1 protein-coding gene and 1 pseudogene are annotated in these 798 nt (G+C 53.3%); both read left to right on the forward strand.

All coding sequences use genetic code 11. The annotated features are described in order from the left end of the window. On the forward strand, window positions 1-512 hold a 512-nt coding region (locus Q0C15_RS00870), incomplete at its 5' end, for a hydroxymethylglutaryl-CoA synthase (protein ID WP_297215036.1). Further along, window positions 499-798, forward strand: a pseudogene (locus Q0C15_RS00875) (thiolase domain-containing protein); the annotation flags it as partial. The gene Q0C15_RS00870 and the pseudogene Q0C15_RS00875, both read left to right, overlap by 14 nt.

The following is a 798-nucleotide window of genomic DNA, read 5'->3' on the forward strand; positions in this document are numbered from 1 at the left end:
CGCCAGATTTCTGGAGGAGGGAGGGCCAGCCGTATCCAAGCCACGGCGAAAGGTTCACCGGCGAACCCGCCTACTTCAGGCACGTCGTGACTGCGGCCAAGATGATGATGGAGCGCATGGAGACACAGCCAAAGGATTACGACTACGTCGTGTTCCATCAGCCAAACGGCAAGTTTCCAACAAGAGCTGCAAAGATGCTGGGATTCGATGAGAAGCAGTACAAGGACGGTCTTCTGACACCGTACATTGGAAACACGTATTCCGGATCGATGATGACAGGGCTCTCATCAATACTGGATGTTTCAAAGCCAGGCGACCACATACTTGCCGTTTCATTCGGTTCTGGAGCTGGATCCGATGCCTTCGACATAACGGTGACGGACAGGATAGAGGATATGGACAGGAACAGGGCACCGACCATAAAGAAGATGCTGGAGAACGTGAGATGGGTGGATTACGCCATCTACGCGAAGTTCAAGAAGAAGATCATAGTGGGTGATGGTATTGAGTGAAGTTTACATAATAGGCGCAGGTGAGACAAAATTCGGCGAGCTGTGGGACAAATCGCTCAGGGATCTCGCGGTTGAGGCGGGTCTTGAAGCGATAAAGGACGCAAATATCTATTCAAGGGACCTGCAGATGCTATACGCGAGCAACAGCCTAGCTGGGACGATAAATGAACAGAGCAACATAGCCGCCCTTGCTGCGGATTTCTCAGGAATCGCGGAAACGCATGTACCTGCAGTGCGCGTCGAGGCGTCTACGGCGTCTGGAGGCGCGGCGGTGAGGGAAGCGTAC

The organism is Thermoplasma sp., from assembly GCF_023256435.1.
GTDB lineage: Archaea > Thermoplasmatota > Thermoplasmata > Thermoplasmatales > Thermoplasmataceae > Thermoplasma.